A 21,754-nucleotide genomic window follows, 5' to 3' on the forward strand; every position below is an offset into this window, starting at 1 on the left:
GCGGGCCGGGATCAAGTCGAATGCGCCGCCAGATAATTCTCGAAGGTCACATTGTCGGCAACTTTGCGGGCCTGAACCTCCTCTCCGGACGAGCGAACGGTCCAGCACAGGACCGGCACCCCCCGCGCCTTGAGTTCGGCCACGCGGGGACGGTTGAGGTCGGGAACCTCGTGGCTAATGAAGCTGGCACCGACCCTGTCGAAATCGGGTATGTCGCGCAGATGATCGCAGGTTTCCTGCGACAGTGGCCATTCGCGTTGGTCATAGGAACTGGTGACAATGCCGCGCGGCAGATGCGGTGCCAGTCGCGCCAGTTCGGCCACGCTGTGGGGGTTGAACGACATCAGGGCGACCGGTCCGTCATAGCCCGCCAACGCCCGGATCGTATCCTGTTCGAGCGGACCGGTATCAGTGCCCATCGCGCCGTCCTGATCCTTGAGTTCGATCAGCAGCGGCGTTTTTCCGGCAACCAGAGCCAGAATTTCGTCCAGCGTCGGGATGCCTTCGGCGTCGGAATGCAAAAGCCGGATTTCGGCGGCCTCGGCGGCCGATTTTTGCCGCACGGGCCCGGATTTATCGGTCAGGCGGCCAAGGTCATAGTCGTGGAACACCAGCGCCCGCCCGTCCGCCGACATTTGCAGGTCGATTTCAATGCCATATCCTGCATCAATGGCAGCCTGAAAGGCCGCCCGGCTGTTTTCCGGGCGGGTTTTGGCGGTGTCATGCAACCCCCGATGCGCGATCGGGCGCTGCAAGAAAGACGCTGGCAGGGCCGGAGTCATCGAATCTCGAAGATGCCTTCGATCTCAACCGCGACACCCAGCGGCAACGACGCGGCACTGACCGCCGAACGCGAGTGACGACCTGCATTGCCCAGCGCCTCGACCAGAAAGTCCGATGCGCCGTTGATGACCTGCGGCTGTTGCGTGAAATCAGCGGTCGAATTGACGAAACCGGTCAGCTTGACCACCCGCACCAGACGGTCGATATCGCCGTCACAGGCCGCCTTGACCTGAGCCAGCAGATTGATGGCGCACACTCTGGCCGCTGCTGCGCCCGCTTCGGTGTCCATATCGTCGCCCAGCTTGCCGGTGATCAGATCGTCATCCTTGGAAATCTGACCGGACACGTAGACGATGTTGCCCATCTTCACAAAGGGCACATAGTTGGCGGCAGGTGCCGGTGCGTCGGGCAGGTTGACGCCCAGTTTTTCGAGATTTGCTACAAAGCTCATGATTTTTCCTCACCCTGTTCGAATCCCGCGGACGCTAATCGGGATCGAAGATTTCGGAAAGCGCAAATCCGGCACCTTGGCCCGCTTTTTCCGACCGAACGCACATTTGCGCGCAACTCCTCTCATTTACGGCTGTTGAACTGCGGTCACTTTACGCCGAACGTGAATGCGGGTTACACGCTTGGCGGTTCCAAATCCGCCGCGAAACGATTATGTCACCCCAAAAGCCGTAAATCGTTTTGATTCCGAGGCCAATTTGAAATGAACCGTCCGGCCCGTTATCACCGGATGTCGTGGAGTAGCGAAGAACCGTGTTGAGCAGAGCCCGTTTGAAACATCTATTCGTTCTGGCCGCGGTTACGGCGCTGTCGGCCTGCGCCAAAGCACCCGCCGACGAAGTGGCGCGCGGCGAGATTTTCGACCCCTACGAAAGAACCAACCGGTCCATTCACAAATTCAATCTTGGCGTCGACAGGTTCTTTTTCCGCCCTGCCTCGAAAGGGTATGTCCGGATTATCCCTGAACCGATGGTGACCAGTTTCAACCATTTCGCCGAGAATATCTCGTTGCCCGGTCAGGCTGTCGACTATCTGCTGCAGGGCAAGCCCAAAGAAATGGGCATCGCGTTGTTGCGGTTCACGATCAATTCGACCGTCGGCTTTGCCGGGCTCGCCGATCCGGCAAGCGATTTTGAAATCCCGCAGGTCGATACCGATTTTGGCGAAACGCTGCACGCCTGGGGCTTTGGCGAAGGTGCATATGTCGAGCTGCCCCTGTACGGGCCATCGACAACCCGTGACGCGGTTGGCGTTGTGGTCAACCTGTTCACCAACCCCATTGATTTCGCGCCGACGCGCCCAGTGGACAATCTGGGGCTTTATGCCGAGGTGGTGCGCCGCATGGGCGACCGGGGTCGATTCTCGGATACGGTCGATTCAATTCTGTATGGCAGCGCAGACAGTTACGCGCAGGCGCGCCTGATCTATCTGCAAAACCGCCGGTTCGAACTGGCAAGAGACGACGAAGACGCCTATCTAGGGCTTTACACCGATCCCTACGCCGATACCGGCACAGACCCTGTCAGGGACCCCTACCTAGACCCCTACGAGGACCCTTATGCTGAATAACCCGATTGACCGCCGCACGTTTGTCGCCACCGCAGTCGCGGGCCTGGGCCTTGCCGCACTTCCCCTGCCAGCCATGGCCCTGACCGAGGACGGTGCCAAGCAACTGGTCAACAGCGTGGTTGCCGACATCAACCGGGTAATCGACTCGGGCAAATCGGAAAAGGCCATGCTGCGGGATTTCGAAAAGATCTTCTCGCAATACGCCGATGTGCCGATCATGGCCCGCTATGCGCTGGGGCCTGATGCACGTACCGCAAGTTCGTCGCAAATCCGCCAGTTCACCAAAGCGTTTCAGGGTTACATCGCGCGCAAATACGGTCGCCGGTTCCGCGAATTCATCGGCGGTGAAGTAACCGTCAAGAACGCCCGCAAGATCAAGGCCGGATACGAGGTACGCAGCAGCGTCAAGCTGCGGGGCGAGGCGCCGTTCGAGGTGACGTTCCTGGTGTCGGACAAATCGGGCAAGGACAAGTTCTACAACATGTTCATCGAAGGTGTGAACATGCTGTTGACCGAACGGACCGAGATTGGCGCCCTGCTGGATGCGCGCAAAGGCAATCTGAACCAGCTGATCAAAGACCTGAACAATATCGGCTGAGTTCGCTCAGATATGAACCGCCGCGCATCCCCGCAGTGCGGCGGTGTCGTCCACAATCAGGTATGCGGGCGCTTCCAGGTTGTCTGACAGGTCGAACGGGCTGTTGAACACCTGTGCAAATCTTGCACGTGCGGGGGATTGCAGAACCTCGCGGGCAACGCCTCCGGCGAAATAGATGCCGGACATGGGCATGAACCCCAGCAACAGATTGCGGCAGAGCAGACCCATCAGTTCCGCGTAATAGTTGAGGAATGAGGGGTAATCCGACCGTTCCTCCCATTTCCCGCGCAACAGGGCAAAACCGCGGCCCGAAAAACAATGCTCGACCGTCGGCATGTCTGGCAGGTCTGGAAAATCCGCTTTCAGGCGATCCGCGATATCGGCGGGCATCACTGTGTGACCGGCTTCGGACACCGGGCAAAAGATCGATGTGCCGGTATTCAGAACCGGGCTGACATTGAAGCCGGTACCGATACCTGCGACCAGCGCCTGCCTGACGTCTGTCTCGGCCGGGCATTCCGGTGTCAGCAATTCCACGTCTTCGCCAGTGAGGTGCGGCACCGCGTAACCCAGCGCGTTGAGGTCATTCAGAAGCCTGATCCGAGGTCCGCCCAATTCGTCGCTGATCCGGTGCGCGTCGATGGTCCAGTCGCGGTTGGTCAGCCGCGCCCTGTCTCCTATGACCGGACCAGCGATGGCAATCGCAACCTCATCCAGATGCGGCAGCCCCGTCCCGGCCCAGTACCGGGACAGCGCATCCGAAAAACTGTCAAAGTCATCATTGCGCAGCCGTTCCACATGGTCAGGCCGGGACCCGCCCGAAACCAGACCAAACCGAACATTGGTGCCGCCCAGATCCGCAACCAGACGCATGGAGTCAGTTCAACCTTTCGCCGCTTTCCTTTGCGAAATAGGACACCTTGCTCATGTCGAATGCAAGGTTCAGCATCTGACCGGCCTGCGCACTGGTTTCGGCGTGAAGCCGTGCCGTCACCTGTTTGCCGCCCAGCTCTGAGACCACATAGGTGTCGGCCCCGGCGGGTTCGACCATGTCGACAAGGCACTCGGCCTCCTGCACGCCTGCGCCTGCGCGAAAACCTGCCTCGGCAATGTCTTCCGGGCGCAGTCCCAAAATGACGTCCTGCGGCAGGTCCGGATTGCGCGAATCCGTCAGAACGATCGGCGCACCTGATCCGCGCGCGATCGAGATATGCGTGCCGGTGCCATTGCGCTCGGCCTTGGCCGGGATCAAGTTCATTGCTGGCGAGCCCATGAAGTCAGCAACAAACAGGTTGGCCGGGTTGTTGTAGATTTCAGCCGGGCTGCCGATCTGTTGCACGACGCCGCCTTTCAGCACCACGATCTTGGTGGCCAGCGTCATCGCTTCGATCTGGTCATGGGTCACGTAGACGATCGAGGCATCCAGCGTCTGGTGCAGCTTCTTGATTTCGGTCCGCATCTCGACCCGCAGTTTTGCGTCGAGGTTGGACAAAGGCTCGTCAAAGAGGAACAGCTTGGGGTCGCGGACCAGCGCCCGGCCCATCGCAACCCGCTGCCGCTGTCCCCCCGACAGTTGGCTGGGGCGACGGTTCAGCAACGGTTCGATCTGCAGCAGCGAGGCCACATCTTTCAGTTTGGCCTCTTGCGTGGCCTGATCGACGCCGCGCACCTTCATGCCGAAAGTGATGTTCTTGGCAACGGTCATCGTCGGGTAAAGCGCGTAGGACTGGAACACCATGGCGATGTCGCGGTCCTTGGGGCTGACATGGGTCATGTCCTTGCCACCAATCGCCAGCGTCCCGCCGGTGATTTCCTCCAGCCCTGCAATACAATTCAGCAGGGTGGACTTGCCGCAACCCGATGGGCCGACTAGCACCAGAAAATCGCCCGGATCGATCGAGATGTTGATGTCCTTGAGAATTTCGACAGGGCCGTAATTCTTGTAGAGTTTGTTGATATCAAGGATGGGAGCCATGGGTCTTATCCCTTCACTGAGCCAGCGGTCAGACCGCGGATGAAATACTTACCGGCAACGACATAGACGAGCAGCGTTGGCAACCCCGCGATGATCGCGGCAGCCATGTCGACGTTGTATTCTTTGACGCCGGTGGTGGAGTTTACGATGTTGTTGAGTGCAACGGTCACGGGCTGCGTTCCCGCCTGACTGAACGACACGCCGAACAGGAAGTCGTTCCAGATCTGCGTGAACTGCCAGATCACGGTCACTACGATGATGGGCAGTGACAGCGGCAGGAAGATCGACCAGAAAATCCGCAGGAAGCCAGCCCCATCGACACGGGCCGCCTTGGTCAGCTCGGACGGGATGGTGACATAGTAGTTGCGGAAGAACAGCGTGGTGAAGCCCAACCCGTAGATCACGTGCACGAAGATCAGGCCCGGAATGGTCCCGGCGATGCCCATCATGCCCAACAGCCGCGCCATCGGCAGCAGCACGACCTGAAACGGGATGAAGCAACCAAACAGCATCAGCGAGAAGATGATGTTGGCCCCTTTGAACCGCCACTGCGCCACGACATAGCCGTTCAGGGCGCCCAGCAGCGTTGAAATCGCCACCGCAGGCACGGCGATCAGGACAGAGTTCCAGAAGTAGGGTCGCAAGCCTTCGCACTGGATACCGGTACAAGCCCCGGACCACGCTGTTTTCCAAGCGTCGAAGCTGACCTCGCGCGGCAGCGAGATCAGGGACCCGGTGCGAATCTCCTCAAGGCTTTTCAACGATGTGGTCAACATCACGAAAAGCGGCATCAGGTAATACAGCGCGAACAGGCCCAGCAGGATATAGAGCAGCCAGCGCAGGGCAATCTTGCCGGTTGCGCTTTGGCTGCGGGTGCGGGTTTGGGGCATCGACAGATCAGTCATTTTTCGCCCTCAGCTCTGAGTAAAGATAGGGAACCACGATGGCAAAGACGACCAGCATCATGATCATCGCGGATGACGCCGCCTGACCGATGTCACCGCGCGAAAACGCCATGGCGTACATGTACGTGGCCGGCAGATCGGTCGCATAACCCGGACCGCCGCCGGTCAGGGCGATGACAAGGTCAAAGCTTTTGATCGCGAGGTGCGCCAGCACGATGAAGGCGGACAGAAAGATCGGCGCCATCGAGGGGATGATGATCGCCGTATAGATGCGCCATGTGGGGATGCCATCGACCTGCGCGGCCTTGATGATCTCACCATCCACCGACCGCAGACCGGCCAGAAACAGCGCCATCACAAAGCCCGAGCTTTGCCAGATCGCAGCGATTACGATGGTGTAGATGGCGTAGTCGGGGTTCACCAGCCAGTCGAATTCGAAATTGGGAAAGCCCCAGCCCTGCACCATGGATTCGATGCCCAGACCCGGATTCAGAATCCATTTCCAAGCCGTGCCGGTCACGATCATCGAAAGTGCCATCGGGTACAGATAGATCGTGCGAATGGCCCCTTCGACGCGAATCTTTTGGTCCAGCAGGATCGCCAGCAACAGACCCAGCACCATCGCGATCACAATGAACAGCGCGCCAAAGATGTACAGGTTGTTGATCGCCGTATCCCAGCGGGGCGAGTCGAACAGGCGTTCATATTGGATGAAGCCCTTGATCTCGTATTTCGGCAGTAGTTTCGATCGGGTCAGCGACACCCACGCAGTCCATCCGATAAATCCGTAGACAAAGATCAATACGGCGATGAACGACGGTGCCAGCACCACCTTGGGCAGGTGGTTTTCCAGCCATTCGGACATTTTAGCCTCCGGGGAAAGATGCTCTGCCCCGCATTATAGGGGGCAGAGCGTATTGGATCAGTAGCTGTTTGCCACCGCGTCCGCCAATTGCTGAACCGCGTCAGCCGAGGACATGTCCGAGTTGAAATGCGCGGTCACGACATCGGTGATCGCACCGGCCTGCGACCCGCGCAGCGCCATACCATGGGCATAGGACGGCAGCAGCGAACCGCCAGCCGAGGTCGAGCCCATGTCTTCTGCCGACAGGTTGGCACAGACGTCAAAGTCATCCAGCGCCACGTCGGTCCGTGCTGGGATCGAACCTTTGTTCAGGTTGAACACCTTCTGGAAGTTCGGTGCCACGATCAGTTTGGCGAGCAGTTCCTGACCCGAGCGTTTGTCATCGCCTTCAACCTCGAACATGGCAAAGCTGTCGACGTTGTACAGATAGCCGTCGCCGGGGGTCGAGGCGCACAAGAAATCTTCACCGGGCTTCTTGCCAGCCGCCAGGAATTCACCCTTGGCCCAGTCGCCCATGATCTGGAATGCGGCCTCACCGTTCATCACCATGGCGGTGGCAAGGTTCCAGTCACGGCCCGAGAAGTTCTCGTCCACATACCCCCGCAGGGTGCGCATCTGATCGAATGCCTGAACCATGGTGTCCGAAGTCAACGCCTCGGGGTCCAGATCAACCAGCGCTTTCTGGAAGAACTCCGGCCCGCCAATGCCCAACACAACGGTTTCGAACACGGTGGCGTCCTGCCATGCCTGACCGCCATGGGCCAACGGGATCACACCTGCGGCCTGCAGCTTTTCAGCTGCGGCGTTGAACTCTTCCCATGTGGTCGGCATTTCGATGTCGTTGGCGGCCAGTACGTCCGCATTGGCCCAGATCCAATCCACGCGGTGCACATTCACCGGTGCCGCGCACCACGTGCCTTCGCATTTCATATGACCCGCGATCGAAGCGGGCAGAACATCGGCCCAGCCTTCAGCCTCGGCCACGTTCGAGATGTCGGCCAGAACGCCCTCTTCGTACCATTCCTGAATGGCGGGGCCTTTCAACTGAACTGCAGTCGGTGCGTTTCCGGCAAGGACGCGGGCGCGCAGGGCGGTCATGGCCGCATCGCCGCCACCACCGGCAACCGGCATGTCGGTCCAGGTACCGCCGTTCGAGGCGAACTCTTCCTGCAGCACGGCGACCGACTTGGCCTCGCCGCCCGAAGTCCACCAGTGCAGAACCTCGGCCTGCGGCTCGGCAAAGGCGGCTGACGCAACGGCCATCGTGGAAACGGTGGCAAACGCAAGGCGTTTCATTTTTGGTATCCTCCCAAATACAACAAAGGCTGCTATGGCGCAGCGATGCCCGCCATTCTGGGCCAAGAAACCTGTCTGACAACGCAGAAAATCCGGTCTGTGCGGACAGGGATGGAAATTTTCACCGCTTTTGTTACAGCGTGTTACGTTGACCTTGAATTTGTTGCCGTTCGTTACAAAGCATCGGCGGCAGAATGGAATTGGGAGGCGAGGCAATTGTCCATTCCACGGCTGCTGGTTGTCGATGACGATCCTGACATGCGTTCGATGCTGACCCAGTTCTTTCAGCAGAACGGGTTCGCTGCCCTGCCCGCCGCGTCTGAAGCGGATGTGCAGACACATCTGAAGTCCGGACGCATAGATTTGATCCTGTTGGACGTCATGCTGGGCGATGAGAACGGCGTCGAGATCTGCGCACGGCTGCGGCGCGAACAGGATGTGCCGATCATCTTTGTCTCGGCCCTGTCCGCGGATCATCAGCGCATGGCCGGATACGAGGTCGGGGCCGACGACTATATCGCCAAGCCGTTCAATCCCCAGTTGCTGCTGGCGCGGGTACGGGCGGTCCTGCAACGCGCGCGTCGCTCGTCATCGCTGGCCTATCGCCGTCGGACCCGGACCTTCCGGTTTGCCGGATGGATGTATGATGGCAAGCGGGATGAGGTGCACTCGCCCGACGGATATCTGGTCGCCCTGTCACAGCGCGAAACCGCGTTGCTGAAAGTTTTGCTGGCCAACCCCCACATTCCCCTGACGCGCGACGAGATTGCCGCCGCTCTGGACGTGACGGGTGAAGGCGACAAGGGCGATGCGCAGGGTCGGGCGATCGACATGCTGGTGGGGCGGTTGCGATCAAAGATCGAGGTCAACCCGAAGGAACCGCAACTGCTGCGTACCGAACGTGGTGTCGGTTATATCTTTGCCGCGGATGTTTCCGTGGAACAGGACGAATGATCGCGCGCGGTTTACGGTTGCGCAGCCTTGGGTGGCTCTGGACCCTGACCGGCTTTGCTGTCGGCCTAACCTCGGCCTGGCTGTGGTTCGCCTCGGCGCGCGCGTGGGAAAGCTATCTGACGCGATCCTATGTGGCGGGATTTGCCGTGTATGAGGCGTTGCGCACCGGCAATACACCACCTGCCCCGCTGCGGATATCACCGCTTTCCACCGAGGCCGCCACGCTGGCCGAGGCGGGCGAGTTCGAGCAACTTCCCGACCTGACAAACCTCAGCTTTGTGACGCATCTGTCCATTTTGACGGACAGTTCCGCGCCGCTCAGCAGCCGGGTGCTGCATCTGGCGGTTATGTCGGATCAGCTGGTTTACCCGGTTTCGGGTATCACCTCAGGGACGGATCAGACGGCGCCGGAAAAGATGGGAAACCTGACCCGATTGCTGGCCACCTATTGCAGCGAGCCGATCCTGATCGCACGGTTCGGACGCGGAACATGGCAGCAGATCGACGGACGGGGGATCTGGGGGTGCCAGGCCGCGCCCACCGACATGCGTGTTCCAGCAATCTTGCTTGCCGCTGTCGGGCTGGCGGTCATCCTGTCATCGGTGGTGAACGTGACGGACACGTTTTCGCAGTTTGCCCGGACGTTGCGGGGCCGCCGACGCAGTGGCGGGCCGGAAAGCTATGACGCGGACGGCCCGTCCGAGCTGCGTGATATCGTCGAAGCGGTGAACGCCCATCTCGAGGCCGAGCGCGAGCAATTGGAGAAACGCGCCATCGTTCTATCAGGGGTCAGTCACGATCTGGGCACCCCGGCAACACGGGTCCGCCTGCGGGCGGCGCTGATTTCCGATGACGAGCTGCGCGAAAAGCTTGAGGCGGATGTGGATCAGATGACCGGCATGATCGAAAGCGTCCTGACATACACCCGTTCGGAGCTGAGCGTCGAGGAACCACGCCAGATTTCGTTGGCCTCTCTGGTCGAGTCTCTGGTCGCGGATTATCAGGATACCGGGCGACCGGTGACACTGAAACAGGCCGCACCCGTGGCTGTCGAGGGCGCGCCCTCGGTCTTCATGTCCCGGCGGGGGCACGGGGCTTTGCCGGAAACGCGGCGGGTTCTTGTGACGGCGCGGCCGATCTCTCTGAAGCGTGCACTAACCAACCTGATCGACAACGCGCTGAAATACGGGCGGCATGCCGAGGTAGAGCTTGAGACCGACGCCCGCACCGCCACGATCATCATCGAGGACAAAGGCGCCGATCTGTCCGTTGCGGATATCGAGTCGCTGATGGCACCGTTTCGCCGGGGATCGAATACCGGATCGTCCAACGGGTTCGGGCTGGGCCTGACCATCGCTGCCACCGTGGCCGAACAACATGGCGGGTCACTGACATTCGAGGCAGGCCAGCAGGGCCTGCGCGCCTGCCTTCACATCACGCGGCAATGATGCCTTCGGCCCGCCAGCGGTCAAAGATTTCCAGCGCCTTTTCCGCGAACTCCGCATCGTTGATATGGGCGTCAAGTTCGACAAGCGTGGCATTGCCCGGGCAGTTTGCCGTGATTTCATCCATGAAGGCCGACAGCCCCTGTTGGTCGTGCAGGTCCGCGCCGGGGCGATCCCACTCACCGCAGCCGCCTTTGGGCAACAGCAAAGCCGTTGGACCGGTGGCCTGCGCCAGCTGCTCGCAATGAGCGCGGGCCACGGACTTGCGTTCCTCCTGATCCAAAACGATCGAGGTCAGCAGGCGATTGTGCGCGTGCTGAAGATGGTTGTCCCATTTCTGCGGCACCGCCTGCCAGCCGACGATATCCACAAGGTCATAGCACCCCGGCGCAACCAGTTGCGGCGTGCCTTGCCGCCCCGCATTTGTCAGTCGGTCGGGTCCGGCAGAGATGTTCGAGCCATGAATGTGATTGCCCAGTTCCTGCGTGCAGAAATCGAACACGCAGGCAAAAGCCCCTTGCGATGCCAGACTTTCAAAGGCCCGCCCGCCCATGCCCGTCGCGTGAAAGACTGCAACTTCGAACCCGCGTTCTTCAAGCGCAGGCTTGAGCGTGACCATGTATTTCAACGCTGATTTGCCCAGCGATGTCATCCCGACCAGCGGCCTGGTCCGGTCCGGCGGCTGTACGGCGCGCGCGGCACCCAGAACCGCCCCGGCAGCTTGACTGAGCGATGCCTTGCAGACCGAATTAAGACCATAAAGCCCCCCGGCCCAGAGGATCATCTGCACATCCGCAGCCAGCCGATCCGACGGGATGAGGGGCGAGAATGACACGGTTGAGACGATGTATTTCGGAACGCCAAGTGGCAGCGCCGAACAGACATCCAGCGCCAGATCGGTGCCCATGGTGCCGCCCAGAACGATCATGCCGTCAAAACGGCCTTCGCCATAGAGGCGCGCAGTCAGTTGGGCGGCCCCCTGCGCCATGATCTGCATGGCGTGGTTTTCGTCGCCACTGTCGATGGCGGCCTGAATCGAGCTGCCACCCGCCTCGGCCACATCATGTTTTGAATAGTCCGTCGGTGCGGTCGGGTCTCCCAGCACGCTGACATCCATGGTGAGAACGTTGCCGCCCTGCCCCCGGATCGCATCGGCCAGAAAGTTCAGCTCGTCATCCTTGGTGTCATAGGTGCCGATCACCAGAATTGTCTTGTCCATGTCATGCTCCGACTTAGGGATTGGCGGTTACAGTTTGATCCAGGCGGTTTTCAGGTCGAGGTATTTATCCAGCGCGTGCAGGGATTTGTCATGTCCGTTGCCGGACTGACCGACCCCGCCCAGAGGCACAGTGCCGTCCGCGCCGCCATAGGTGTTGACGTGAACCACCCCGGTTCTTACCGCGCGGATCATCCGGTGCGTGCGCGACAGGCTGGATGTCCAGACACCCCCCGCCAGCCCGTAATCGGTGCTGTTGGCAATCCGGATGGCCTCGTCTTCATCCGCAAAGGAGGTGACGGCCAGAACCGGCCCGAACACCTCTTTCTGCGCCAGCGTTGCGTTGACCTCGACATTGGTGACGACTGTCGGGGACATATAATAACCACCGGTTTCCGACAGAATGCGGGTGCCACCGGTGGTGAGAATGCCGCCCTCGGCAATGGCGGTTTCGACGAACTGCAGGTTCTGGGCGAGCTGGCGGTCAGAGTTGACCGCGCCGATGTCGTTGTTCAGATGCAGGGGGTCACCGACGCGCAAGGCCTCGGCATGTTTGCTGACGGCCGCGACAAAATCGTCGTGAATGGAACGTTCGACCAGCAGGCGCGAACCCGCCACACAGACCTGACCGGAATTGCGAAAGATGCCCATGGCGGCAACTTTTGCCGCCTCATTCAGATCGGGCACATCGGAGAAGACGATGTTGGGCGACTTGCCGCCCAGTTCCAGATAGACCCGTTTCAGATTGGATCGTGCCGAATATTCAAGCAGCTTGCGCCCCACGGGACCGGAGCCGGTAAAAACAAGTACGTCAATTCCCATGGAAAGGCCCATCGCCTCGCCCACCACCGCGCCTTCGCCAGTCACGACATTAAGAACACCGGGCGGTAAGCCGGCCTCAAGCGCCAGTTCGGCCATGCGGATCAGGGAAAGCGAGGCGGTTTCAGCGGGCTTCAGCACCACAGAATTGCCCGCCGCCAGCGCCGGACCCAGCTTCCAAGCGCCGATCATCAGCGGGAAATTCCATGGCAGGATGGCACCAACCACGCCGACGGGTTCCTTGTGCACAAGGCCCAGAACATCCGAGGCGGTCGGGGCGATTTCGCCATACACCTTGTCGATGGCTTCGGCATAATAGCGCAAGGTACCCGCCGCCGAGAGAGGCTCGGCCTTCAAGGCCATGTTGATCTCGGTCCCGTTGTCGCGAACACCAAGCACGGCGAGGGACAGTGCCTCAGCTTCGATCAGTTCGGCCCATTTCAGAAGGACCTTTTTGCGGGCGGCAGGCGGCTGACCCGCCCAGCGCCGGTCCGCGAATGCGGCGCGCGCTGCCGCAACGGCGCGGTCCACATCAGCGGCGGTGCCGCGCGCGATCGTGGTCAGAGGCTGGCCGTCGATAGGCGACAGAACCTTCAGCACGCCGCCATCCGATGCGAGCGCGCTTGCCCCGTCAATCAGGTGCTGCTGCGCCGCGACAGGTTCGGAGCGGAGGAGATCAATGCGTTGCTGATCCATCGGGTTTACCTTTGTTGGGTGTCGTGCAGGTCGTGATCTGCCTCGGGCTCGCGCGCGCGGTGTTCCTTGATCAGGGTGCGAATGTGCAGGGCGATGACCAGCAGGATGGTGAGAAAGATGATGAATGCCAACGGGCGGTCGATCATGTCGAACGGGGTCTTCACGCGCGCCATGGCCGAACGCAGCTTGACCTCCATGATGCCACCCAGAACCATGCCAAGAATGATCGGCACGATGGGCAGGTTCAAACGTTTGAGGATCAGGCCCAGCACCCCGAACCCGGCGGCCATCATGCAATCGGTCAACGAGTTCCGCAGAGAGTAGACCCCGACAAAAGACAGGATCAGGATCAGCACGCCCAGAAAGCGCGTCGGGATCTGGATGATCCGGGTCAGCAGGTTGGTCGACACCATCAGGAACGCAATGACGATGACGTTCAGAACGATCAGCGCAACGTAGAGCGCATAGACAAGATCAATGTTGTTCTGGAACAGTTGCGGACCGGGAATGACGTTGTGAACGTAGAAAACCGACAACATCATCGCGGTCAAAGCCTCGCCCGGAATGCCCAGCGCCAGCAGGGGAACCATGGCGGCGGCAGGTACCGCGTTGTTCGCGGCCTCAGAGGCGATCAGACCCTCGGGCGAGCCTTTGCCGAACTGATCAGGGTCTTTCGAGGTGCGCTGCGCATAGGTATAGCTCATGAATTGCGCGGTGAATTCGCCGACGCCGGGGATCATGCCCATCATCACGCCAAACCCGGACGCGGCGGTGGCGACGCGTTTGTGACGGAACAGCTCCCTAAGCCCGAGAATGGGACGGCCCTTGACCGACTGCGGATGCGGCCTTTCATCCGGGCTGGTCAGCAGCATGAACGCCTGGCTGAGCGCAAAGAGGCCCAGAACAACCACGATCAGGTTCACGCCCGAGCTGAGCCAGGTCATGTCGAAGGTAAAGCGTTTGGTATAGGTGACGGCATCCAGCCCGATGGTCTGCAGGAAGATGCCGAACATCGCCAGCATTCCGGCGGCTAGTATCTGGCCCCGATGGGCAAGGATGACGAGGATGATCCCAAGCAGGGCAGCCAGAAAAATCTCTCGACTGCCGAACATCGGCGCGATGATAGCCAGAACCGGCGACAACAGGATCAGGCAGATGATACCGAACAATCCGCCCCAGAAGGACGCGAAATAGGCAAGCGAAACCGCCCTGAGCGCCTGGCCCTTTTTGGTCATGGGATAGCCGTCATACGAAGTCAGAGCGTTGACCGCCGTTCCGGGGGTGTTGATCAGAACCGCCGGTAGCGCCCCGCCATACATGGACGAGCCATAGATGCCCAACAGCATGGTTAGGCCCACAATGGGTTCCAGCGAAAAGGTGGCGGGCAGCAGGATGGCGATGGCGACTGCAGGGCCGACGCCGGGAATGGCACCAATGATCACACCACCAACAGAGCCGATCAGCAGGGCCAGACCCACATCCCAACGGGCAAGCAGTTCGACACCGGCAAGAAGGTTTTCCATGACAGGTCCCCGTCAGAAATAGGTCAGCATGATCTGCCGCAAACCATCGGGCAGGTATTCATATACCTGCCCGGCGGGCAGCTTGACCTGCAGAAAGCTTTTGAACAGCACGACAATGGCGATAGCCGACACGAATGCCGCGGTGAGTATCACACGATTGCCGTAACCGGCCCGGACCGTCAGCAGCAGTGCAGCCAGAACCGTGGCAGGCAGATAGCCGATGATCGGAACCACAGCGGCATAGGCGATGAACCAGCCTGCGTATTCCACCGACCTGACCCATAACCAGACCTCTTGCCAGCGCCCTTCGATCCGTTCCGACAGGGCAGAACCGATCAGGTGCAGCGCCGCAAAGACGGCCATGCCGAATAAGGCAACCGCTGGCCAGAATCTCGGCTGGGCAAAGAACTTGCCGCCCGGCTTGAATTGGGTCTGCGAGGTCAGGTGAAACAGCAAGAACAGGGCAAAGGCCAGAAAGACCCAGGCGAACACGATGTCGCCCGGACGTCTGTATCGCTTGAACAGAGCCTGTAATGTCTTGACGCGTGACATGTCAGATGGCCTTTCGGCAAATGGAAAGGGGCGCCCGTACCGGGCGCCCGGGCATGTATCGCGGATCAGTTACCCAGCATCTCGCCGATATGACCCAGAGTTTCGATGTCGTTGCTGATCTGGGTTTTGACCGCATCGGCATCCTGCCAATAGATCAGCGCCCCGGTCTCTGCCGCGATCTGCTGTGCGCGATCCGACAGAACCGTTTCTTTCGCCACTTCGATGATCTTGTCGCGCGCTTCCTGCGGGGTGTCCTTGTGCACGAACAGTCCATTCCATAGCGAGACATTCAGGTCCGGGGCCAGTTCGGCCACAGTGGGCGCATCCGGCGTCAGCGATATCCGCTCGGCCCCGATCGAGGCCAGCACTTTGACGTCATCCAGACAGGGCAGGATCAGCTGTAGCGTGGTGTTGATCACGTCCACATCGCCCGATGCCAGCGTATTACAGTCCAGCGCGTCAAACGGCGCGTCAGAGGCATAGTTGAATCCCATTTCCTCGGCCAACGCGAGCGTGACACGGGTAGGCACAAGCGGCGCACCAAAGTGACCCAGAGCCACATCATTTTCCTTGGCGTATTCGGCCAAACCGGCCATGTCGTCATAGGGTGCGTCGCCCGATGTAGCTATGACGAACGGATAGGTCAGGAAGTTCCCCAAAGGCTCGAACGGGTCCGGGTTCAGCTCGGGAATACCGATCTGAGGGCCGACTGTCGGAACTGCGATGATGAACGACCCGACGGTGTAACCATCAGCCGGGGCATTCGCTACCTCGACCGCGCCCGGGAAGGGGCCACCACCGCCGCCAGGTTTGTTCACTACGGCTGCGGCCACACCATATTTGGCCTGAAAATCCTCGGCGATCATCCGGGTCAGGACATCCTCAAGATCGCCCGGTGGCCACGGAACCACGAACTCGACCGGTTTTTCCGGATATTCAGCGGCCGCCCCCGTGGCCATTGCCGTTGCCGCCAGCGCGGCGGAACCCAATGCGAATCCCAGTTTCTTCATGCCTTCCTCCCTAATTGGTTCATTATTTAAACCGATGGTTCGAAAAATATATTGCGTTGTGAAGTTTCTTCTGTCAATCTTTTTTGAAAGAACCACATGGAGGGCGACAAAAGGCGATGTCGGTAATCGAAAAGGCAATCGGGCTGCTGGGCCACTTTTCCCCTTTGCGCCCCGAGATCGGACTGTCCGAATTCCGCCGCCTGTCGCGTCATGACAAGGCCACGACCTATCGTTACCTGACGGCTCTTGAATCCGTTGGATTGGTTGAGAAAAATCCCACCAACAAGGCCTATCGGATCGGCCCGGCAGTTCTGCGTTTGGCAGAACTGCGCGAGGCCACCGTGCCGCGAAAAGATGGCGTGCTGCAACCGCTGGCAGAGCTGGCAGAGCGTACCGGCGAAAGCGCCCATGCCTCGGTTCTGTCCGGCACAACGCTGCATTCTCTGGCCGTGCACGAATCGGCAAAGCACAGCACCCGCGTAGTGATCGACGTAACGATCCTGCCGCTTCATGCCACCGCATCGGGGATCACGGCACTTGCCTACGGTGGGGCCGAACTGCGCAAGGCGGCACTTGCCGACATGAGCCGGTTCACCGACTTCACGCCCACGACCGCTGAGGATCTGGACCGTTCTGTCACCCAGGCGCGGGAAACAGGGATCAGCGTATCCAGCAGCGGATACGAAGCCGGGGTTCACGGCATGGCCGTCCCGGTTTTCGATCAAACCGGTCTGCTGGCCGGAGCAGTTGCGGTGGCCAGCGTCTCGACCCGCATGACGCCGGAACAGGAAGCCATCAATCGCGCCAGCCTGATCAAAGCTGGCCGCCAAATCACCAGAAACTGGGGCGGCATCGTTCCCGCGGCAGTGGATGCCCTGTGGACGGAAACCCTCGCCTCATTACCCATCAAGGAACCTGCGCCATGAAGGATTCAAACTTTCTAAGGGAAAACAACGCGCGCCACCTGTGGCATCCGATGACGTCTCCGGAAGACAGCCGGGTGAACCCGCCCAAGATCATCACCGGCGGTCAGGGCGTTCGCATCCGTGACATTGACGGGCACGAGGCCATTGATGCCGTCGGCGGGCTGTGGAACGTCAATCTGGGCTATTCCTGCGATCCGGTGAAGCAGGCGATTTCCGGGCAACTGGACCAATTGCCCTATTACTCGACCTTCCGGGGCACGTCGAATGACGCGGTGATCGAGCTTTCCTATGAACTGGCGCGGTTTTTTGCACCTGACGGGCTGAGCCGGGCCTTTTTCACCTCGGGCGGGTCGGACAGCGTGGAAACCTCGCTGCGGCTTGCGCGGCAGTATCACAAACTGAGGGGCGAGCCCGGGCGCGTCAAGTTCATGAGCCTGAAGAAAGGGTATCACGGCACCCATTTCGGCGGGGCCAGTGTGAACGGAAACGCAAATTTCCGAACAGCCTATGAACCGCTGATGCCGGGCTGCTATCACATTCCCGCGCCTTACACTTATCGCAATCCGTTCAACGAAACCGATCCGGCAAAGCTGGCACAGTTATGTGCCGCCGCGCTTGAGGATGAAATTGCGTTTCAGGGGGCGTCCACCATCGCCGCATTCATCATGGAGCCGATTCTGGGTGCAGGCGGCGTCATCCCTCCGCATGAAAGCTTTATGCCGATGGTGCGCGAGATCTGTGACCGACACGGCATTCTGCTGATCTCGGATGAGGTCATCACCGCCTATGGCCGCACCGGCGCATGGTCGGGCGCACGTCTTTGGGGTGTTCAACCGGATATGATGTGCACGGCCAAGGCCATCACCAACGGCTATTTCCCATTCGGTGCGGTAATGATCGGCGACCGGATGATCGAGGCCTTCGAAGGCAATGCCGGTGCCGCCATCGGCCATGGCTATACCTATTCAGGTCACCCGGTCGGTGCCGCGGCGGCATTGGCCTGCCTGGCCGAAACGGAACGACTGAACGTGGTCGAAAATGCGGCTACGCGCGGGGCGCAGTTGTTTGAGGGGTGCAAGGCGCTGATGGACAAGCACAACATCATCGGTGACGTACGCGGCGGGCATGGGCTGATGACCGCCATCGAAATGGTCAGCGACCGGGCCACCAAGGTCCCGATCGACAAACCAACCCCCGTCAAAGTGCAGGATGTGGCCTATCAGAACGGCGTGATGGTTCGCGTATCCGGGCCAAACCTGATCATGTCGCCTCCGCTGGTTCTGACGGAAACCGATGTGCAGGACATTCTGGCGGCGCTGGATGCGGGTTTTTCCGCACTTTAATTCCTCGACCCCGCTGCGCCGCGATGAGAGTTGCGGCGCATCACGGCCCATAGCTGCGCACCAGCGCCCCGGCAATCAGCGCCCATCCGTCCGCGATGACGAAAAAGGCCAGCTTGAACGGTAACGAAACCGTAGCCGGTGGCACCATCATCATCCCCATCGACATCAGAACGGCGGCCACCACAAGGTCGATGATCAGAAACGGCAGAAAGATCAGAAAACCGATCTGAAAGGCGCGCGCGATTTCCGACAACATGAAAGACGGCACCAGAACCGAAAACGGAGCGTCCGGAGACAGCTCCATGGCGTCACCTCCGGGGCGCAGGGCCGCCATCGAATAAAAGGTATCGGGATCAAGTCGCGCCGCCATGAAAGTCCGGAACGGAACCATGGCGCGTTCCAGCGCCGGCTCAATCTCCAGCGTTTCATCCATCAGGGGCCTGATGCCCGACGTCCAGGCTTCGGAAAATACAGGTTCCATGATGAAATAGGTTAGAAACAGCGCCAGGCTGACGATCAGCATGTTTGGCGGCGACTGCTGCAACCCTATTCCCTGCCGCAAAATGGCAAGAACAGTCACTAAAAAGGGAAAACAGGTGATCATGATCGCCAAGCCGGGCGCAAGACTCAGAACGGTTATCAGCAGGATCAGCTGAATCGTTCTGGCCGACAACGACCCGCCCTCGCCCAGTGAAAGCGTCATATCCTGCGCGACGGCAACGGAGGGCAGAAACAACAGCACCGCCACCCAGAAAAGGGTTCGCATCACCCGATTCCGTTTTGCAGATCCGAGATTTCGGTCAACCGCACGGCAAGCTGTCCGGGCTGGTCGCCCCCAAGCTCTTCCAGAAGGCCGCGCGCGACAAGCTGATCACCGACATAGAGGTCCACCGGGTCTTCGATCCGCTTGTCCAGAGGCAGAACCGCGTTTTCCCCCAGATTCAGAAGATCGCGGATCAGCGGTCGAGCGCGGCCCACGGACACCGTGACCTCGATCGGGACCGCGTCGAAGGGGCCGGGTTTTTCCAGTTTCCGGTTCACTGCATCATTCATTTGCCAACGCCTTTTTTGCTTCGAAAATATATGCGTCAAACGCTTGCCCGATTGACGCCAGAAGGGCCGAGCAGTCCACCTCGCGTTCGGCTATGCCAACCTGCAATCGCGCCTGCCCCCACGACAGCGCCTCACTTTCGGTCACTGTGACCGGCATAGGCAAATCGTGCGTCAGTAGCGGCCGGATCTCGTCCGCAAAACCGATGGGCACACAGAGGGAAACCGGCTGCGCCACCTGTTCGCGGGCCATGTCACACAATTGATCCGATATGCGCTGAGCAAGGCCACGCTCCAGCGTTTCGGGCAGAACTGCCTGAATTAGACTCTGAAACATCGGTTCCAGAGATCGGGACATTCGCGCCAGGGCTTCGTGATAGGTGAAAGAGGCATCCGCGATGGATTTTGACAGTTCCTCGGTAAAGACGGCACGGTTTTTTTCCTGTGTGGCAGCGGCATCTTCCCAACCGGCGCCGTATCCACGCTCGAATGCCTCCAGCCGCAATTCCTCAAGCGCCTCATCCGCCAGCAAATGCACGGCATCGGTATTGGCCTGTGCCGAAAAGTCCTCGAGCAAGTGGGAAATGGGCATCAGGCTCTCTCTTCGCTTTCTTCAAGCCAGCTGCGCAGAATTTCGACGGTCTCTTCCTGCTTGTCGCCAATCATGCTCCTCAGCCGGTCAACAGCATCGTCACTCCGGTTTCCGGCAAGCGCGGGCACAGCGGGCCGGTCGTCGGTAGCGGATGGCAGGGAAGTAACCTCGGCAGAGGTATCGTCAGAGATTTCGCCGGTCAGTGCCAGCCTGTCGGCATCCCGGCCTCCATCCTCCGTACCGGATGCAAGTAGGGGCGGCGATCCAGGTACCCCGGTCAGAATCGGGCGGATGACGAACAGCCCCAAAAGCAACGAGACAACAGCCAACACTGCCATCTGGATCAGAGACATCGCGTCAAGATGCACCTTTTGCCAGATCGAAGCGGCAGCCAGGGTTCCCTGCGGCTCGAACGCGGGCAGATCAAGCGATTTCAGGGTTATCTTATCCCCCCGTTCGGCATCGAATCCGACGGCAGACGCGACCAGTTCACCCAATGCGTCAAGCTCCTGCTGGGGCATAGGCTCGAATACCTCGGTCCCGGAAGGGTCAATGACCCGCGCCCCTCCCACCAGAACGGCCACGGTCAACCGCTTGATGGCACCGGGCGCGCGGTGGACTTCCAACTCGGTCTCCGACACCTCATAGTTCACACGCTCGCGTGTTTGACTGGTGGTCGAGTTGGATTCGCCGCCACCCGCCCCATCGCCGTCCGGCAGGTTCGACGCCACGGTGACTTCCTGCGAGCGGTTTCTGGAATTGTCCGAACTTTCCTCGACATCGGTACTGATCGCGACACGACCGTTTGGGTCGATGCGCCGCTCGCGAATCGACTCGGTTTCGGTCACCGTATCCACGCTCACCTCGACCACCGCGTTGCCGGGGCCAACGCGCGCCTCAATCAGGCGCATCACCCGTTCGCGGATCTGCTGCGCCCGGTCATTGGCAGCATCTGCCGAGGATGCGATTTCCTGCAATCCGATTACATTGCCACCGGAATCGATCACCGCGACGTTCTCCGGGGTCAGCCCGCTGACGGCAGAGGCGACCAGAAACCGGACGGCTTTGGCCTGCGCCGGCGTAACCTGCGCGCCGGACGCCACGAGATAGACCGACGCCGTCGGCTCAACCTCGCGCCGGAACGGGTTGTTCGACCCGGTCGCGATGTGAACCCGCGCCTGGCTGACATGGGGGCTGCCAACAATCGTGCGTGCCAGTTCGCCTTCTTTCGCGCGCCAATAGGCGGCATCGAACATCTGCGAAGTGGTGCCGAAACCATTGAGCGATTCGAGCAGCTCGTAGCCACCGCTGCCATTTGCGGGCAATCCCTCGCTGGCCAGTGTCAGTCGCAATTCATCGCGTTGCGAATCGGGAACGTAGATAGCCCCCCCGCGCACTTCATACCGTACGCCGCGCTGGTCGAGCGCACCCACGACGTCACCGGCCGCACCGCTGTCCAGACCGGAATAGAGCAGGGTCATCGAGGGCCTGACCGCAAGCCGCGACATGGCCAGAACACTCAGAAAGACAACAATCACTACTGCCACAACAATGATCTGTTTGCGTCTGTTCAACCCGGTCCAGACCGTTCCGATCTGCTGCACGTTCACCTCCGTCCCGCCGACATT

At 60.2% G+C, this 21,754-nt stretch carries 22 protein-coding genes; 6 read left to right on the forward strand and 16 right to left on the reverse strand.

From position 1 onward, the window contains the following. Window positions 1–11: 11 nt before the first annotated feature. Window positions 12–782 carry a glycerophosphodiester phosphodiesterase family protein gene (locus ACR0NW_RS22490; protein WP_480452907.1) on the reverse strand — a complete coding sequence of 257 codons (771 nt, stop codon included), beginning with the start codon at window positions 780–782 and terminating at the stop codon, window positions 12–14. Beyond that, on the reverse strand, window positions 779–1,234 hold the full coding sequence (locus ACR0NW_RS22495; protein WP_480452905.1) for a RidA family protein: 456 nt from the start codon (window positions 1,232–1,234) through the stop codon (window positions 779–781). Before ACR0NW_RS22495 ends, ACR0NW_RS22490 begins: the two co-directional genes overlap by 4 nt. A gap of 329 nt (window positions 1,235–1,563) precedes the next feature. Between ACR0NW_RS22495 and ACR0NW_RS22500 the strand changes: the two genes are divergently transcribed. Further along, window positions 1,564–2,361, forward strand: a complete 798-nt coding sequence (locus ACR0NW_RS22500) for an MlaA family lipoprotein (protein ID WP_480452903.1) — start codon at window positions 1,564–1,566, stop codon at window positions 2,359–2,361. Further along, window positions 2,351–2,959, forward strand: coding sequence for an MlaC/ttg2D family ABC transporter substrate-binding protein (locus ACR0NW_RS22505; protein ID WP_480452902.1), 609 nt, complete (start codon window positions 2,351–2,353; stop codon window positions 2,957–2,959). The genes ACR0NW_RS22500 and ACR0NW_RS22505 overlap by 11 nt, the downstream gene beginning before the upstream one ends. A gap of 6 nt (window positions 2,960–2,965) precedes the next feature. Here the strand turns inward: ACR0NW_RS22505 and ACR0NW_RS22510 are convergent, their stop codons facing one another. The 5 genes from ACR0NW_RS22510 to ACR0NW_RS22530 are packed head-to-tail and all read right to left on the reverse strand — an operon-like array spanning window position 2,966 to window position 8,000. Next, entirely contained in the window at window positions 2,966–3,832 is an 867-nt protein-coding gene (locus ACR0NW_RS22510) for a glucokinase (protein WP_480452900.1), read from the reverse strand. A 4-nt stretch (window positions 3,833–3,836) separates the two neighbouring features. Continuing rightward, a complete protein-coding gene (locus ACR0NW_RS22515) occupies window positions 3,837–4,934 on the reverse strand; it encodes an ABC transporter ATP-binding protein (RefSeq protein ID WP_480452898.1) in 1,098 nt (365 codons plus the stop codon). Window positions 4,935–4,939: 5 nt separating this feature from the next. Continuing rightward, the gene (locus ACR0NW_RS22520; RefSeq protein ID WP_480452896.1) at window positions 4,940–5,839 is read right to left on the reverse strand and encodes a carbohydrate ABC transporter permease; all 900 of its coding nucleotides are present in this window, start codon (window positions 5,837–5,839) and stop codon (window positions 4,940–4,942) included. Further along, window positions 5,832–6,704 (reverse strand): carbohydrate ABC transporter permease, encoded by an 873-nt coding sequence (locus tag ACR0NW_RS22525; protein WP_039543053.1) that lies wholly within the window; start codon window positions 6,702–6,704, stop codon window positions 5,832–5,834. Before ACR0NW_RS22525 ends, ACR0NW_RS22520 begins: the two co-directional genes overlap by 8 nt. 57 nt (window positions 6,705–6,761) lie before the next feature. Next, on the reverse strand, window positions 6,762–8,000 hold the full coding sequence (locus tag ACR0NW_RS22530) for an ABC transporter substrate-binding protein (RefSeq protein WP_480452894.1): 1,239 nt from the start codon (window positions 7,998–8,000) through the stop codon (window positions 6,762–6,764). A 216-nt stretch (window positions 8,001–8,216) separates the two neighbouring features. Here ACR0NW_RS22530 and ACR0NW_RS22535 point away from each other — a divergent pair, with 216 nt between their 5' ends. Both ACR0NW_RS22535 and ACR0NW_RS22540 read left to right on the forward strand, forming a co-directional pair. Continuing rightward, entirely contained in the window at window positions 8,217–8,954 is a 738-nt protein-coding gene (locus tag ACR0NW_RS22535; RefSeq protein WP_480452893.1) for a response regulator transcription factor, read from the forward strand. Then, a complete protein-coding gene (locus ACR0NW_RS22540) occupies window positions 8,951–10,402 on the forward strand; it encodes a sensor histidine kinase (protein WP_480452891.1) in 1,452 nt (483 codons plus the stop codon). Before ACR0NW_RS22535 ends, ACR0NW_RS22540 begins: the two co-directional genes overlap by 4 nt. On the opposite strand, the gene ACR0NW_RS22545 is transcribed toward ACR0NW_RS22540, so the two are convergent. The 5 genes from ACR0NW_RS22545 to ACR0NW_RS22565 form a co-directional block, all read right to left on the reverse strand. Continuing rightward, entirely contained in the window at window positions 10,389–11,618 is a 1,230-nt protein-coding gene (locus tag ACR0NW_RS22545; protein ID WP_480452889.1) for a Tm-1-like ATP-binding domain-containing protein, read from the reverse strand. The two genes, ACR0NW_RS22540 and ACR0NW_RS22545, sit on opposite strands and share 14 nt — an antisense overlap. A 27-nt stretch (window positions 11,619–11,645) precedes the next feature. Further along, window positions 11,646–13,130: an aldehyde dehydrogenase family protein gene (locus tag ACR0NW_RS22550; RefSeq protein ID WP_480452887.1), complete on the reverse strand. Its 1,485-nt coding sequence runs from the start codon at window positions 13,128–13,130 to the stop codon at window positions 11,646–11,648. Window positions 13,131–13,135: 5 nt separating this feature from the next. Next, a complete protein-coding gene (locus ACR0NW_RS22555; protein WP_480452885.1) occupies window positions 13,136–14,653 on the reverse strand; it encodes a tripartite tricarboxylate transporter permease in 1,518 nt (505 codons plus the stop codon). Between the two features lie 12 nt (window positions 14,654–14,665). Beyond that, entirely contained in the window at window positions 14,666–15,205 is a 540-nt protein-coding gene (locus tag ACR0NW_RS22560; protein ID WP_480452883.1) for a tripartite tricarboxylate transporter TctB family protein, read from the reverse strand. A gap of 65 nt (window positions 15,206–15,270) precedes the next feature. Beyond that, window positions 15,271–16,215 (reverse strand): tripartite tricarboxylate transporter substrate binding protein, encoded by a 945-nt coding sequence (locus tag ACR0NW_RS22565; RefSeq protein WP_480452882.1) that lies wholly within the window; start codon window positions 16,213–16,215, stop codon window positions 15,271–15,273. 116 nt (window positions 16,216–16,331) lie between these two features. Between ACR0NW_RS22565 and ACR0NW_RS22570 the strand changes: the two genes are divergently transcribed. Both ACR0NW_RS22570 and ACR0NW_RS22575 read left to right on the forward strand, forming a co-directional pair. Beyond that, complete coding sequence (locus ACR0NW_RS22570; RefSeq protein WP_480452880.1) at window positions 16,332–17,141, forward strand: IclR family transcriptional regulator; 810 nt, start codon at window positions 16,332–16,334, stop codon at window positions 17,139–17,141. Then, on the forward strand, window positions 17,138–18,484 hold the full coding sequence (locus ACR0NW_RS22575; RefSeq protein WP_480452878.1) for an aminotransferase class III-fold pyridoxal phosphate-dependent enzyme: 1,347 nt from the start codon (window positions 17,138–17,140) through the stop codon (window positions 18,482–18,484). The genes ACR0NW_RS22570 and ACR0NW_RS22575 overlap by 4 nt, the downstream gene beginning before the upstream one ends. Window positions 18,485–18,524: 40 nt before the next feature. Here ACR0NW_RS22575 and fliP read toward each other — a convergent pair whose 3' ends face one another. The 4 genes from fliP to fliF are packed head-to-tail and all read right to left on the reverse strand — an operon-like array spanning window position 18,525 to window position 21,730. Next, the gene (gene fliP, locus ACR0NW_RS22580) at window positions 18,525–19,250 is read right to left on the reverse strand and encodes a flagellar type III secretion system pore protein FliP (RefSeq protein ID WP_480452877.1); all 726 of its coding nucleotides are present in this window, start codon (window positions 19,248–19,250) and stop codon (window positions 18,525–18,527) included. Next, the gene (locus ACR0NW_RS22585) at window positions 19,250–19,537 is read right to left on the reverse strand and encodes a FliM/FliN family flagellar motor switch protein (protein WP_480452875.1); all 288 of its coding nucleotides are present in this window, start codon (window positions 19,535–19,537) and stop codon (window positions 19,250–19,252) included. Before ACR0NW_RS22585 ends, fliP begins: the two co-directional genes overlap by 1 nt. Next, window positions 19,530–20,126, reverse strand: a complete 597-nt coding sequence (locus ACR0NW_RS22590) for an ABC transporter ATP-binding protein (protein ID WP_480452874.1) — start codon at window positions 20,124–20,126, stop codon at window positions 19,530–19,532. Before ACR0NW_RS22590 ends, ACR0NW_RS22585 begins: the two co-directional genes overlap by 8 nt. After that, a complete protein-coding gene (gene fliF / locus ACR0NW_RS22595) occupies window positions 20,126–21,730 on the reverse strand; it encodes a flagellar basal-body MS-ring/collar protein FliF (RefSeq protein ID WP_480452872.1) in 1,605 nt (534 codons plus the stop codon). Before fliF ends, ACR0NW_RS22590 begins: the two co-directional genes overlap by 1 nt. Window positions 21,731–21,754: the final 24 nt, after the last annotated feature.

This window comes from Ruegeria sp. CF5 (assembly GCF_056537325.1).

Excerpts from the sequence above, each read along its gene's own strand:
- ACR0NW_RS22560 (WP_480452883.1), bottom strand. The coding sequence starts at position 15,205 with ATGTCACGCGTCAAGACATTACAGGCTCTGTTCAAGCGATACAGACGT.
- ACR0NW_RS22505 (WP_480452902.1), top strand. The coding sequence starts at position 2,351 with ATGCTGAATAACCCGATTGACCGCCGCACGTTTGTCGCCACCGCAGTC.
- ACR0NW_RS22575 (WP_480452878.1), top strand. The coding sequence starts at position 17,138 with ATGAAGGATTCAAACTTTCTAAGGGAAAACAACGCGCGCCACCTGTGG.
- ACR0NW_RS22545 (WP_480452889.1), bottom strand. The coding sequence starts at position 11,618 with ATGGACAAGACAATTCTGGTGATCGGCACCTATGACACCAAGGATGAC.
- ACR0NW_RS22520 (WP_480452896.1), bottom strand. The coding sequence starts at position 5,839 with ATGACTGATCTGTCGATGCCCCAAACCCGCACCCGCAGCCAAAGCGCA.
- ACR0NW_RS22565 (WP_480452882.1), bottom strand. The coding sequence starts at position 16,215 with ATGAAGAAACTGGGATTCGCATTGGGTTCCGCCGCGCTGGCGGCAACG.
- ACR0NW_RS22555 (WP_480452885.1), bottom strand. The coding sequence starts at position 14,653 with ATGGAAAACCTTCTTGCCGGTGTCGAACTGCTTGCCCGTTGGGATGTG.
- ACR0NW_RS22540 (WP_480452891.1), top strand. The coding sequence starts at position 8,951 with ATGATCGCGCGCGGTTTACGGTTGCGCAGCCTTGGGTGGCTCTGGACC.
- ACR0NW_RS22495 (WP_480452905.1), bottom strand. The coding sequence starts at position 1,234 with ATGAGCTTTGTAGCAAATCTCGAAAAACTGGGCGTCAACCTGCCCGAC.
- ACR0NW_RS22510 (WP_480452900.1), bottom strand. The coding sequence starts at position 3,832 with ATGCGTCTGGTTGCGGATCTGGGCGGCACCAATGTTCGGTTTGGTCTG.
- ACR0NW_RS22570 (WP_480452880.1), top strand. The coding sequence starts at position 16,332 with ATGTCGGTAATCGAAAAGGCAATCGGGCTGCTGGGCCACTTTTCCCCT.
- ACR0NW_RS22585 (WP_480452875.1), bottom strand. The coding sequence starts at position 19,537 with ATGAATGATGCAGTGAACCGGAAACTGGAAAAACCCGGCCCCTTCGAC.
- fliP (WP_480452877.1), bottom strand. The coding sequence starts at position 19,250 with ATGCGAACCCTTTTCTGGGTGGCGGTGCTGTTGTTTCTGCCCTCCGTT.
- ACR0NW_RS22525 (WP_039543053.1), bottom strand. The coding sequence starts at position 6,704 with ATGTCCGAATGGCTGGAAAACCACCTGCCCAAGGTGGTGCTGGCACCG.
- ACR0NW_RS22530 (WP_480452894.1), bottom strand. The coding sequence starts at position 8,000 with ATGAAACGCCTTGCGTTTGCCACCGTTTCCACGATGGCCGTTGCGTCA.
- ACR0NW_RS22515 (WP_480452898.1), bottom strand. The coding sequence starts at position 4,934 with ATGGCTCCCATCCTTGATATCAACAAACTCTACAAGAATTACGGCCCT.
- ACR0NW_RS22550 (WP_480452887.1), bottom strand. The coding sequence starts at position 13,130 with ATGGATCAGCAACGCATTGATCTCCTCCGCTCCGAACCTGTCGCGGCG.
- ACR0NW_RS22490 (WP_480452907.1), bottom strand. The coding sequence starts at position 782 with ATGACTCCGGCCCTGCCAGCGTCTTTCTTGCAGCGCCCGATCGCGCAT.
- ACR0NW_RS22590 (WP_480452874.1), bottom strand. The coding sequence starts at position 20,126 with ATGCCCATTTCCCACTTGCTCGAGGACTTTTCGGCACAGGCCAATACC.